The 13152-nt window shown below is 33.4% G+C and carries 10 protein-coding genes; 7 read left to right on the top strand and 3 right to left on the bottom strand.

Translation table 11 applies throughout. The features are described from left to right. Positions 1-27: 27 nt before the first annotated feature. Positions 28-879, bottom strand: coding sequence for a hypothetical protein (locus tag MMP60_RS14090; RefSeq protein WP_241336989.1), 852 nt, complete (start codon positions 877-879; stop codon positions 28-30). A 161-nt stretch (positions 880-1040) separates the two neighbouring features. On the opposite strand from MMP60_RS14090, the gene MMP60_RS14085 reads away from it, so the two are divergent. The 5 genes from MMP60_RS14085 to MMP60_RS14065 all read left to right on the top strand — a co-directional run bounded on the left by MMP60_RS14085 (position 1041) and on the right by MMP60_RS14065 (position 7021). Next, positions 1041-1298, top strand: a complete 258-nt coding sequence (locus tag MMP60_RS14085) for a pyocin activator PrtN family protein (RefSeq protein WP_241315673.1) — start codon at positions 1041-1043, stop codon at positions 1296-1298. Between the two features lie 232 nt (positions 1299-1530). Beyond that, positions 1531-2220 (top strand): Tn7 transposase TnsA N-terminal domain-containing protein, encoded by a 690-nt coding sequence (locus tag MMP60_RS14080; protein ID WP_241337023.1) that lies wholly within the window; start codon positions 1531-1533, stop codon positions 2218-2220. Between the two features lies 1 nt (position 2221). Next, a complete protein-coding gene (locus MMP60_RS14075) occupies positions 2222-4114 on the top strand; it encodes a Mu transposase C-terminal domain-containing protein (RefSeq protein ID WP_241336988.1) in 1893 nt (630 codons plus the stop codon). Further along, on the top strand, positions 4101-5048 hold the full coding sequence (locus MMP60_RS14070) for a TniB family NTP-binding protein (RefSeq protein ID WP_241336987.1): 948 nt from the start codon (positions 4101-4103) through the stop codon (positions 5046-5048). Before MMP60_RS14075 ends, MMP60_RS14070 begins: the two co-directional genes overlap by 14 nt. Before the next feature lie 2 nt (positions 5049-5050). Then, the gene (locus tag MMP60_RS14065; RefSeq protein ID WP_241336986.1) at positions 5051-7021 is read left to right on the top strand and encodes a TniQ family protein; all 1971 of its coding nucleotides are present in this window, start codon (positions 5051-5053) and stop codon (positions 7019-7021) included. 252 nt (positions 7022-7273) lie between these two features. Here the strand turns inward: MMP60_RS14065 and MMP60_RS14060 are convergent, their stop codons facing one another. Both MMP60_RS14060 and MMP60_RS14055 read right to left on the bottom strand, forming a co-directional pair. Further along, positions 7274-7939: a hypothetical protein gene (locus MMP60_RS14060; protein ID WP_241336985.1), complete on the bottom strand. Its 666-nt coding sequence runs from the start codon at positions 7937-7939 to the stop codon at positions 7274-7276. A gap of 415 nt (positions 7940-8354) precedes the next feature. Next, positions 8355-10292, bottom strand: coding sequence for a hypothetical protein (locus MMP60_RS14055; protein ID WP_241336984.1), 1938 nt, complete (start codon positions 10290-10292; stop codon positions 8355-8357). Between the two features lie 501 nt (positions 10293-10793). On the opposite strand from MMP60_RS14055, the gene MMP60_RS14050 reads away from it, so the two are divergent. Continuing rightward, on the top strand, positions 10794-11156 hold the full coding sequence (locus MMP60_RS14050; RefSeq protein WP_241336983.1) for a hypothetical protein: 363 nt from the start codon (positions 10794-10796) through the stop codon (positions 11154-11156). A 37-nt stretch (positions 11157-11193) separates the two neighbouring features. Then, the gene (locus MMP60_RS14045; RefSeq protein WP_241336982.1) at positions 11194-13140 is read left to right on the top strand and encodes a tetratricopeptide repeat protein; all 1947 of its coding nucleotides are present in this window, start codon (positions 11194-11196) and stop codon (positions 13138-13140) included. The last annotated feature ends 12 nt before the right edge of the window (positions 13141-13152 follow it).

The raw sequence follows: 13152 nt of genomic DNA, 5'->3' as shown, positions 1-13152 counted from the left end.
TTTATGAACTAAAAAAACTCCCTTTTTTTAAAAAGAGGGAGAAAATTCTTTTATAAGTTTAAGCCCACGCTTACCATCTAGAATATCAAATAGAAAATTAGTGTACATTTTTTTACTGATTCCCTTCCCCTTAATAATATTTTCATCTTCAGCCGCTAATAAAATATAATTCAACTTACTAGATTTATCACAAAACTCCTCAACATCATTACTATCAAAGTTTTTTGTTTTACGTGGAAGAATAGAAAAAACATATAGATAAATTAAAAATACCAATCCATACTTAAAATGTACTAAAGGGAGAAATACACACATTACCAATAATATTCTATAAATTGAACGCCCTATCCTTAAAGCGATTTCCTTTTGATTTTGATCAACCGCAATCCTTAAAAAGATGATCAATGCAGCCAATGCATCTAAATTTTCCAGTCGCTCTATTCTTCTTAAATTTTTTGTTATATGTAAAACAGGGATTAATTCATTTTTATCATTTGCTGATTTAATAATAATTCTTCGTACATCCCAAGAAAGTTGATTTACGCCATCTTCCATGAACCATTTCAATGGTTTACGTCCTCTAATGACCTCCCACAAAACATGATTAATAATCCTAGCGGTCCCTTTTACATGTTGATCAGCTTTGCTTATAAGCTCTTTTCCGGGCGTATGCTTTCCTCTTCTATATTTTGCCCACCTAATATGATTATTAATATCTTTCTCCTCATCTTTCCCGAAAACATCAGGTTCAATAAACTTTGCTATCTCATAGTTTGTACTATTTAAAAATTTTGCTTCTATATATGCATACCAAATGGCTGTACGAATAACATCAAGCCAATCTCTTCTTATCCTAGTTTTTATTTTTTTCGCTTGCATGTTGTAGCGACCTCAACGCAACTATAAATTAATGATATCTACTCATTTAAAATCAAAAGCTTAATTAAAAAATTATGTATAACTTTAGCTCTTAACGCTCTTCTACCATATTTTTCTAAGAAGATATATGCTTTTGTTATGACGTGTTAGGACTAAATAAGATGAATAAAGCAATCTTAATAAATGCAGAAATGATTGAACGTGATCTATTTGAACGTCATGGCCCCATGATTTCAGATGAAGCATTGAGAGTTGCATTGGGATATCGCTCTAGTGATGCCTTTAGACAAGCCCTAACAAGAAAAACTGTACCAATCCCCATTTTCTCTGTCGAAAACCGTCGTGGTAAATATGCACTAGTTAAAGACTTAGCCTTTTGGTTAGCAAAACAACGAAATGAATCTATCCAACAAAGTTAATTTTCACTGAGGAGTGACATTAATGCCATAAAAGAATTAACAAATAAAAAACGGACCCTAAAAAAGGATCCGTTAGTGACTTTATATAGAAACATACAAAGACGTCAGAATCAAAAGTATCTTCTGTATAAAGCCACCAGTCAAGTCTTGTTGCCATTTTTTAAGCAATAAAGAATTTCACTCATCTCTAAAAAATATTTTGGAGATGTCACAGAATGCTGGAGATACTTATATGTACCCTTTCCCACAACAAAAAAAGAATACTCTGACCAAATTTATTTGGGAGCAAATAGAAAAAGCTTTTCAGGCTGAACCCAACTTGGCATCAACACTTCCTGGGCAACGAGACATTTACCTAGGATGCTTTGGTCGTAGAACTTCCTTATTTCCTAGTACTAAATCTGGTGGATCAATTCCGCTTGAAAGTTTCCTAGAATTAGCAAATGCAATCTGTCTTGAACAAAGTTCCCAAGTAAAACGCTTCCGTACACAGGCTTTAAAAATTCCCTTATCAGGAAGTAATTTTTGCTATCCAGACTTTTTAGTCCAAAACATAGATGGATCATTTGAAATCCATGAGGTTAAACCTTCTATTAAAGCTCTGACACTAGAAGAGCTACAAAAGTTTGAACAAGTCGCTGAAATATTCAATCAAATGGGTATTACTTTTAAACTTATTGATCAATTTAGCTTACCAAATAAGAAACAGCTCCAAAAACTTTTATATCTTTATCAACGGGGACATAAACGCATTTGGACATCATTAGAAATTGATTTGGCTATCAGGGCACTACAAAGGCTTCCTCTTCAGAATATTGAAGCTACTTATGAATCTCTTCAAAAATTGGGTTTGCCTTGCGAGTTGGGAGATTACTTACTCTTTCATAAAAAGATCATCATAGATACTGAAGGAGGAATTTAAAATGTCATCATCATTATTTATTCCTCAACCAGGCTTTCGCTTTATTTTTAGCAATCAAGAAGACTATGTTTTTGAGATCACTACGGTTACGTATGGAACAATTCGCTACGCTGCTGTTATCGGAGGAAAATCATTCACTTTATCGTCTGAATCATTTGAACAATACTATAAAAATGATGAAATCAAATGTATTTTTGCTCCTGAAAAACTAATCATCAATCCTGAGAAATGTAGTGAAATACAACGTAAAGAACGATATGTGAAATCGGCTCTGTACAAATTACACATGCCTACAGCTCTGGCTCCTTTAAAGGAACTTATTAAGGAAGTCGCAGCAGAGCTTGAGGATCAAACACCTCCTTCACCTAGAACTGTAGCCCGATGGGTAAATAAATATCACAGTAGCTGTCATAACAATTTAAGTTTAAGTAATGGGCATAAAGGTAATCAATCGCTTCGATTCCCTCCAGAAATTTATCAAATCATATCTCAAGGAATTAATGAAATTTATTTAAAGCCTGAGTATCGAACCAGTAAAGATGTGCAAGCATATGTGCTTGGTAAGTTGATAGAACAAGGAATATCAACAAAATATTTACCCAGCAGAAGAACCATTCAACGTTATATAGAAAAATTAGACCCTTATCTTGTTACTAAAATTAAAAAAGGGAGTCGCATAGCACGAAAAACGTTTCAAGCATCTGGTCAAAGTTGCCCTAGTCCCTTTGCACTCTACATGGTCGAAATCGATACGCATTATTTGGATATTATTGTGATTGACCCGATAACACACCAGGTATTAGGACGACCATACTTAGCTTGTGCGATCGATGTATATTCACGTGTGATCGTGGGTACCTACATTAGTATGTTTCCACCTAGTGCCATGACAACCTTAGCAGTTATCAAGGACATGATTACTCGTCCAAATCATGGATTACCTGGAGGCATTGCATCAATTATTATTCCAGATAATGGTGTCGAATTTAAAAATAATGCCTTGGCAAGAGTTTGTGAACAATTAAAAATTACACTTACTCCATCCCAAATTGGAACACCTAATAACAAACCTCATATCGAACGCTTTTTCTCGACATTGACCAAAGGAGTTATTCAGAAGCTATCTGGGACCACCTTTTCAAATCCCAGTGAGCGAGGTCTCTATAATCCCAGTAAGAATGCCAGGTATTCATTAGAACAGGTCAAAGAATACATAAATGAGTGGATTAATAATATCTATCAGCAATCTATCCATAGTCAAATTGGACTGACTCCTATTACGATGTGGAATAATGCAATTGAACATATTAAGCCATCTTTTCTAGCAGAAGCTGATGCTAAAATTATTTGCCGTAGACCTGTTGAAAGAACAATCCATCATGGACAAGTACAAATAGATGGATTGACTTATTACTCCCATGCATTAACAGTTCTAGAAGCAGAAAGGATTAAAAAAGTTACCGTTTTGGTCGATGACCTTAACCTCAATGAAGTCTATATTCTTTCTCCAAATGATAAACAAGTCGTCATTCAAGCAGATTCAACAAAACCTGAATATACACGCAACTTATCTCGAGCAGCTCACTTAGAAGTACAGAAAAGAAAAAAATTAATGGCAGATTCAGACAGACAACGATTAGGAATGTTTGCTGATCTTTATCACTTATATAGCCTTATGCAGGACATACAAACAGATATTGTTAGGAAGAAACCCAAGCTAAAACAAATCAAAATTGATCTTCCTAAGCAGTTGCAACAACTGCAAGAGAATTTAGGCTTAAATTCAACAGTCAATTCAGAAAATTTAAAAATATATGAGGAAATCCACAAAGAGAATTTAACGCCTCCAACTAGATTTGGCTCAATGGAGGTAAAAAAAGATGGTAAAAGATAATACTACATTCGAAGCTGTCAGCTATCTCAATGATCTTGTGATTACCTCCGATGAATTTATGCTTGCATATAAAGGTATTCGACAATGTGCTGAACGTAGTGTTGCATATAAAGAACCTATTGGGAGTATGCTGCTATCTGAAGGTGGACTTGGAAAAACAACGCTATGTCAGGCATTAATCGCCCAAATGCCAAGTTCGATTAAAATAGAGAATGATCGAAAAAAACGGGTTATTCCTGCCTTTTACGTTGAGGTTCCATCACCAGCAACAGTAAAGTCCTTAGCAATCACAATGCTAAACAAACTAGGCGATCCTAGTTTTGACATGGGTACGACAAAATACCTCACTTCAAGACTCACCTATCTACTCATCCAATGTGAAACGAAGCTGGTTTTTCTAGATGAGTTCCATCATCTTTTTGACCGGAAAGCTACGTCTACAAGAATGAATATTACGGTAGGCAACTGGATAAAAACCCTAGTCAATGAAACAGGTATTAGCTTCTGTCTTGTAGGACTTCCCCCATTCGCGAAACTCATCCAAGTTGACACTCAAATTGCTAGGCGATTTCCTTTCCATTACAAATTATTTCCGCTTACCCTAGGTACAAAAGATACATATGGGACAATCTACTCATTTCTCCATGAAATCTCTAATAAAGCCCTTGAACACGATACAGCCTTTAGTCCGGAGTTAGATAGTTCTCTTTTAGGTATGCAAATCTTTGCTGCAACCAAAGGCTATCACTCCTATGTGATGAGTCTTGTACGTGAAAGTATTGTGATTGCATTAGAAGATGGAAGGAATACCGTTACACAAAATGATTTCAGTCAGGCTTGGAAACTTGGAATAACCCTATTTATTAGTGATTTTAAACAAGATCCGTTTGTTATGAGTCTTACCCAATTAGCCTCAGGCATAAGAGGAGTTTAAGAATGAATAATAAAAGTTTGCTTATACAACCAATTCCCTTTGAAGAAGAAACAGCTGCTAGCTTTTTGCTCAGAGCTGCACAGCTTAATAGGCATTCATCAGTATATACACTCCTAGGTAAAGAAAATTACTCCTACCTTGCCAAGCAAGCACCTAATTGTGATTTAACTGATCTACCCCGTTTTAAATTTGTTCTACAAGTTTTAGATCTGGATTCTTCTTATCAACATTTAGCTTTAGAACGCGTGGGCCCCACCAATCGCTCTCCTAGAAAGTGGGGAGAGTTAAAAGTTAATGAAAATTTACTACGACTTCGTGAATTTTCATTTTGTCCTCAATGTCTTGATGAGCATCCTTATTTTAAAAAAATATGGCTATTTAAGCCAATTTATGCTTGCCTAGTACACTCATTATTACTTTTAAATAAGTGCCATGAATGTGGTAAAGCAATTACACTTGCAAAAGGTTGTATTACGATATGCCCTTTTTGTAATGCTGATCTCACTCATGCTCCAAAAGTTCATTGTAAGACAACCCATATCATTCACTGGTTCACCAGAATTCTAAAAGAAGAAAATCACGAATTTTTTCAGGAGTTCACCTCATACTGGACAGCATTAGAAAGTTTTGCTGAGCTTCAGGAGCCTTTCTCTGATGAAGAATATACAAAAGCAACTTATGAATATTTTACAGATCCTAGCAATTCGATTAAAAGATTAAGTACTTGGATAAACAATAGGATTTATCTAGCCCACCCAAGAGTCCAACTTCTTCCCTTTTTAAAGGAAAAAGAGAAGTTTAACTACTTTGGTAATTATCTAAGATTAGTAGAAGAAAGATGCTCAAGATATAAGATCACTGCTAGATCAAAAGAATTCCCCCTTTTACAAGAAGAAGTAAGACTCATTTTAAATGTTGGACGAAGACGGTTCAAAAGCCTTATAGCAAGTGATTTCTTAAAATTACGTAAAAAACATTATGATTTTGAAAACCTTCAGAGCTTATTAATTGAAAAACTTTTGATTAAAAAAAATAAGTTTATTGATCATAAAATATTTATACCTCCTAAAGCTAAGCCTCAAAGGAAACCCGTACAACCAACAATTACGGAAATCTCAAAAAAATTGGATATCAATTTTGAAACAGCAAGAAAATTGAGCAAAACTCACTGGCTTCTTGATGATAATCAATCCATTGTAAAGGTTATCTCATACGAAAAACTTGACGCGTTTCATGAAAATTATGTCACAGCATCAACCTTGGCAAGAAAGCTTAAAGTTAACCCCACCAATTTAGTAGAGAAGCTGCTAAGTATTGGGATAGCCCCAGTAAGTGGACCACATATTGATGGCTTATCAATTAACTTTTATGAACAGTCTTCTGTAAAGGATATCGAGCCAATAGATCTTAACCAAATTTCCCACTATCAAACTCGAACAGGAAGACATAGGAAAGGGACAAATAATTTGATAGAGGATCACTGTTATTCTTTATATGAAGCAGCTTGCTTATTGAGAATAAGCTTAAGACAAGTATTATATTTAGTACATCAAGGCTATTTGAGCAGAAACTCAGAGAATCCAATCTCGGTACGAGTTGACAGAAAATCATTACATCTGATAAAGGATAAAATTGAAAATGATGACCTTATTAGTATTGAAGATGCAGCTGAGACGTTAAATTGTTCATTGAATTGGTTACGCCAATATTGGTGCAAAACAGGCTTTTTAACAATTGAAGAACTAGTCTATTGGAGTCTGGTTAAAAGAGATGAACTAAATGAGGTCCTTAAGTTAAAAGAAGAATATTTAACAGGAGCTGAAGCTAGCAACCTACTAGGTATGCCTCATTCACATATTACAAACTTACAGAAGCAGAAGCTGATCAAGCCTTATTACATGGGTAAAACAGATCATAAGATCAGGCTGTTTAAGCGAGAGGATGTATTAATCTTACTATCTAAGCCGAGTTGAAGTTTTCAAAAATAGGAGTACTATGTAGGAAAATTAGGTGTTCCACAACCTTTAATCGCGGATTGAAAAATTACTTCAGCTATTTGCTTGAGTAAAAGTGGTGCTCTTATGGGCACCATTTTTTTGCGAGGATTAACACCCTCTTACTCTATTAAGGGGGAGTACAGATACTAAAATTTAACTTTTAAATAGTTGATTTATAAAGATTAATAGATTTTTGGCTTAGCTATTCACATAGTAAAAAATTTATTATTACTTTTTATCATGTGATCTTCGTATAATTAAAAGTGAATCATTTGGAATTTCTACTTTCACTTTGATAGGGACCATATTTCCATTTTGATCTTTAGCTTTAGATATATATTGGACTAAAGCATTTTTCCCTACCCCTCTTAATAAAACCTCAGCATCCTTGATTTCTATATAGTCACCTTTCTTATCTCCAATTTTAGCTTCAGGAAAAAAGTCTTTGAATACTAATTTGATATAAATAAGACTATTTTTATCGTCTTCTCGGACAGAACCCAGTGTATTGGTAATAAAAAAGTTTGTCTCTTTTCCAGCATAAAATAGATATACGCCACTAGGAACAAATAGTATATAAAGCAACATTACTAATAACTTTCTATTTTTTAACTCTTTCTCACCCTCAGTTAATTTCTCATTATTTATTTTTTCTATTTTAAATTGTTTTATAAGTTTATCAATACAAACTTTGAGTAATAAACTTAAGAAAATCATTATCAAAAAATTCAATGATTTTCCGCCATAAAATACAAAGACAAAAGCTAACCCAAAGATAGAAAGTAAAAACTTGATAAAAAAATTTCCAATTTTATCAACGCCTTCTTTTAAATCCAATTCAAGAAAGAACAAATTAAATATTTTTTCATCTAACTTTTTTCTAAAATAAAACAAGGTGATACATATATTTTTTTAATACCTTCAACATACCAACCAAAGTATTTCCGAGAGCATAGTGTGCTCCTAAAAATAACAAATACAAAAAACAAAATTTAATTGTGATAAGAAAGAATAAAAGACCATCCCCTAACGATAAATCTGTTGGGAAATATCCGATGTACATAAAATACAAAATAATTAAGCATACACCAAAACCAATAATAAACTTGAAAAGTAATCCACTACAATCAACAAATATCTTTATTTTTTGATGCAAAAAAATAATAAAATCCACAAACCCCTCATTTTATGTTTTGATTAATAAAAATTTAAACTGCTATAATGAAACATTCCAATCAAGTACCAATTAGACAGTAACTAGTACGAGTATTACTGTCAAAATTTAAAGATCTTAAATATTTTCAATCTTTTACTGTCGTAACCAATCTGGCTTCTCATCAAGGAGCCCCTTCATTTGTGAATCAGGCAACTTCATTCTATATTTAACAACTCCAGCACGCTTATAAGTCAATTGACCTTGAAGTACCCCATTCAAATCTGGGGTAATTGTGGAAATAGGTACTAATGCTGTAATCGCGCTCGCTAAGTTTTCTATCCATTCCGATGCAGGCTTTAACGGGTCTATGATTGTAAATAATTTAACTAACAATTGGTAAACCTGCATCCCAGAACCTTTGATACTTAGATTTATCAGCAATTTGTTATTAACCCAGCTAATAGGAACTGCTATTCTTTGTAATCCATTATGTTCAATATCGTAAAGTAAAGAATTAGAAAAGCCAGAAATAAAATCTTGCATCTCAACAGTAAGATTACTAGTAGCTCCGAAAGTTACTTTTGCCAGATTTAATGTTCCGTTATCGATAGAAGTTGAGGTTATCTTTGCCACGTCAAATTTACTACGAATGAATTTATCAATAGCACCGCACCCTGTTTCTATTGTTTGTAAGAGTCGCTCATCAGGTAATACTATTACAGACGGCTCAATACAAGACTCATTAATAGAAACGCTGTGTGTAAGGCTAATAAATACAGCTAATTCACTTTCTGATTTAGACTCTTCGGTATCAATTTTTGATACATCTTTATTTATAATATCTTCTGGTTCTATTTCTATATCATCTTGAGCAGCACCAAGATATTCTGGAATTAAAGGATTACCTTTAAAATAATCACATAATAAGCGCTTCCAAAGATCAACTGTCATACATCCATCAAATCTGAACAGTTTTGTGTAATCAGAGTGCTTTCCAGCTTGGTCGATCGCTAAATCAATTCTGTCTAAATACTTATCTTGGGGATAGGCTCGTATAGCACCATCAAAATGAGTAATAGCTGAAGTACCGATAGAATATTCTGCATGTGCATAACGACATCCATACTGCTCATCAGGAAGCCCACCAGATGAATTCTCAACTAGCTCTTCAATTTCAAAGGTACGATACCTGTCCTCTATACTTGAGTTTAAGCGTGTTTCAGGTGATTTCCACCAAATTTGAGTTCTATCGATACCCTCGAAATATCTTGTTCTCTCTGATGCCTTATGTTCAGTTACACCGTTCGGTATCAATGAAATATCATCGTTAAAATGTGGTCCCCACCAATACTCTAACTCTAATAAATTGGTAACAGTTTCTGGATGACCAATAAGATCTGGGTCAAGACGTAGTCGAGGAACGAGATGAGAATTTTCTGCTACGGTTTTATCAAAAATTGAAAGAAAATATTCATTTAATTTATTTCTATGTGACAGACTACGTCTGAAGAATCTATGGGCAAATATCAATAAATTATGTTTTTTATCAAGAAAAATACCTGGTTGAACTTGCTTCATGCTCTGACATAGTATTTTGTAATCTGTTAAGCCATCTTTATCTACAGAATCGCTTGAGATATTAAACAGTTCAGGATAAAGCAATGATGCAACATTTTTGCGTGATAATACATATGCTTCCATCTTAAGAAACTTATCAAACTCATCAAGCTCCGATAAGTTAGCTCTTTCTAATAAATCTCTTTTTAAATTATCACTCTCTTTATTATGATGTACCTCCCAAAAAAGAGAAGCTAGTTGTGTTAACTGAATTGTCTCTTGCTCAGTTTCTGCCTCTTCAATTACTCCAACTACGCGAACCATTTCACTATCAATATAAAGACCAAGAACTTTGCTCCACCCAAAAGGTCGATGCATATCATGTTGTATGTGAGCTGGTAACCCAGCTGGAAGACCTGTAGTAAGTCGTTCAAAATGATGTCGTTCCTCCGAACTCATCAATGCACTTGCACGGATTCGGAAACCTGATTTATTTATTTGATCGGTAGTAAAAACACCAAGTTGTCGCTTCATATACATCATCCATTATTTAAATAGCAAAATTTTTAATAAGTCTTATTAATGTACTGATCAAATTAAATAAATAATTGATAGAACTTTGATTTTTTCTAAAAAATCATAAAATAATTTACTATTATCAACACCTTATATAAAAAGTGGAATAAGTATAAAAATTAAATCATGGAAATAAATATTTCATTTCCTTCACTCTCAAATTTTGAGTCTGCTTTACACATAAGTCAGTTCAAGGAATAGATATATCTAAGCTTTGAGGAAAAGCCAGTATTGTCAAGACTTTGACCATGATGAATAAGATATAAACATTTCATGAAAATCTAATCTTTAACCAATTAACCTGATATTTCTATACTTAGACGACACGAATTGTCGTTCAATATACTTTTACTGTTTACCTTGATCTGTACAAATCATATTCTATATAAATATTTATGCTTGAAAAAAAACAATATTTTCCAACTGTTCAATCAATGAATAAATTTTGAGGCTAAAAATATGAGTTCTACATTTCCAGCTCTTACACTCATTTATCATTCTAGAAATGGGACATTAAATTTTGAAGAGCTCGTAAAAGAATTATCCTCCAAAGGCTATATGCTTGAAACTGAATTGAGCTTTTCACGAGCAACATACAATGCAGCTTCAAATGAAGATTTCAATAAACTCTTTAAATTTTATTACCCACAACAAATCAATAGTATAGAACTACATGCTATTGGCACTGCTGCTGGTGGCATACCTGGTGATATTACATATGCATTTTATAATGCAAATATCATTTCATCTGAAGAAATTCTTGAGATTCTAACTGAACTCAATCGGCAGTCCTTAAATGAATCAGGGGAAAACAAAAAATGAATATCTACTTTAAACCAATAATACAATAGGTCGTGACATGAAATATTTAGATGACTTACCTAAACGACATCCAAATCATATTATAGAGAGTAAAGCTGTAGTCGCTTTTGAAAAAATCATAGATGAATCTGAATGTTTCATGATCCAACAAAAGGATACACAGGATTATGGTACAGACTGTCAATTAGAAGTAGTTAATGATGGAAATGCTACTAATATTAGAATCCATGTCCAATTAAAGGGAACAAAAAAAGCTTTAAATAAAGATGGCTCTATCAGTATAGATATAAACCGATCTAATCTGAATTATCTAATCTCTCAACAATATTCATTTTTTGTCTGCTACCACATTCCTACAAACTCTCTTAAATTTTGTTATGCAGATACTGTATTACGCCAATATGAACATTCTCAACAACGATGGACGACCCAACAGACTATTACTATAAATTTCACTGACTTTCTTACTATTCAAAGGTTAGAATCCTTAGCAAAACTTGCAAAAGCTAATTCTAATGAACTAAGAAATAGTAGAATTAAACAAATTACTACCTCTCCTACAGAGATGGTAAGTACAATAAAAACAATACCCTTCGACCTATATATCCCTGAAGATCAAAAAAATGCAACTACTTTACTTTCAATTCTTTATAACAGCGGTGAAGATAAGATAATAAGTGATAATTTCGATAGGTTTTTAGCGCTTTTTCCATCAGATCATAATGCAATTATATATTGCTATATGGCTGAGATTAATATTGGAATGGCGCAAAAAGAAATTGATCTTGTTAGAGTTAAAAGTGGAATTAACTATCTAGAATCCAAGTTAGAAACCAAACAATTTAGTTCAGGAAGTCTTTTATACTCCATTGGAAATGGATACTCCGTATTAGGTAGTAATGAAGATGCAATCTTTGCATATAAGAAAGCTATAAATGACTTGAATGAGAATGATAATCAGCTACTAGCTATGTGTTATAAAAATCTTGGCTCAAGTTATGAAAATTTAGGAACTCGAACTGAAGCGATTATTTGTTATAAAAAATCCATCTCTTTCAATGAAAACCTCCCAGAAGCTAATTTTGCTTTAGGTAACTTCTATTTAAAGGATGGTCAATATAAGGAAGCACTAAAATACTTTGATGAAACAGTGTTTAATGAATCAACAACTGAGAAACAATTCTCCGTTGTAGGATGGAGAATCAATGCTCTCTTTAATTTAAAAGAAGGTCGTTCAGCATTTCGAGAAATCAACACCTTACTTAGTGACACTGCCAATAGTGGGGATTGGAATTGGTCATGGTGTGCTCAACAAGTTGCTTTATTTGGACGTGATAGTATTGAAAATGCCAAGCTAAGTATCTCTTTTTGGGATAGATACCTGAAGAAACATCCTAATTGCCCATATGGTGTTAGAGAATGGTTATTAAATCAATTTTATTTACGTTCAGAAGCTGTGAATATCGGATTCACTTATTCTGCCTTCAAAGTTCAATTTGAATCTATAATTCATTTTACTAAAACCGAAAATGCAGCGTTTCTTTGGGATAGACTTGGTCATTGGGCACAGGAAGAGAACAATTGGAATGAAGCAGAATATTGTTTTAGGAATGCTTATAATCTCGAAAAAGGTGAATTCGGCTATTGCTTGGGGACAGCACTACTTTTTCTCAATCGTCCAAAAGAAAGCCTTCCATTGTTACTAGAACAAGCCTTAAATATCCAACCTGATGACATGAGCTGGTTTCAATTAGCGTCAACTTATGAAAAGTTAGGCCAAACAAAAGAGTCTATTAATGCTTATAAAAAAGTAATCTCTTTAAATCCTGAATATGCATTAGCTTGGTTTAACATGGGAGGTATACATTGGAATAGTGGCGATTACAAAAATGCAAGACGAATATGGAGAAAAGCTGTTAAGAAGTTTCCTAGCCACGAACTATCATTCCAAATTTATAAAAATATACCGTACGCATTAGATTAAGGACTTCAAAAA

Origin of the sequence: Acinetobacter sp. ANC 4805 (genome assembly GCF_022549495.1) — a bacterium.
Taxonomy (GTDB): domain Bacteria; phylum Pseudomonadota; class Gammaproteobacteria; order Pseudomonadales; family Moraxellaceae; genus Acinetobacter.
The sequence above is the reverse complement of the archived record's forward strand: the minus strand, read 5'-3'. Positions and strand labels throughout refer to the sequence as shown.

Coding starts and splice junctions, on each gene's coding strand:
- MMP60_RS14090 (WP_241336989.1), bottom strand. CDS start 879: ATGCAAGCGAAAAAAATAAAAACTAGGATAAGAAGAGATTGGCTTGAT.
- MMP60_RS14085 (WP_241315673.1), top strand. CDS start 1,041: ATGAATAAAGCAATCTTAATAAATGCAGAAATGATTGAACGTGATCTA.
- MMP60_RS14080 (WP_241337023.1), top strand. CDS start 1,531: ATGTACCCTTTCCCACAACAAAAAAAGAATACTCTGACCAAATTTATT.
- MMP60_RS14075 (WP_241336988.1), top strand. CDS start 2,222: ATGTCATCATCATTATTTATTCCTCAACCAGGCTTTCGCTTTATTTTT.
- MMP60_RS14070 (WP_241336987.1), top strand. CDS start 4,101: ATGGTAAAAGATAATACTACATTCGAAGCTGTCAGCTATCTCAATGAT.
- MMP60_RS14065 (WP_241336986.1), top strand. CDS start 5,051: ATGAATAATAAAAGTTTGCTTATACAACCAATTCCCTTTGAAGAAGAA.
- MMP60_RS14055 (WP_241336984.1), bottom strand. CDS start 10,292: ATGAAGCGACAACTTGGTGTTTTTACTACCGATCAAATAAATAAATCA.
- MMP60_RS14050 (WP_241336983.1), top strand. CDS start 10,794: ATGAGTTCTACATTTCCAGCTCTTACACTCATTTATCATTCTAGAAAT.
- MMP60_RS14045 (WP_241336982.1), top strand. CDS start 11,194: ATGAAATATTTAGATGACTTACCTAAACGACATCCAAATCATATTATA.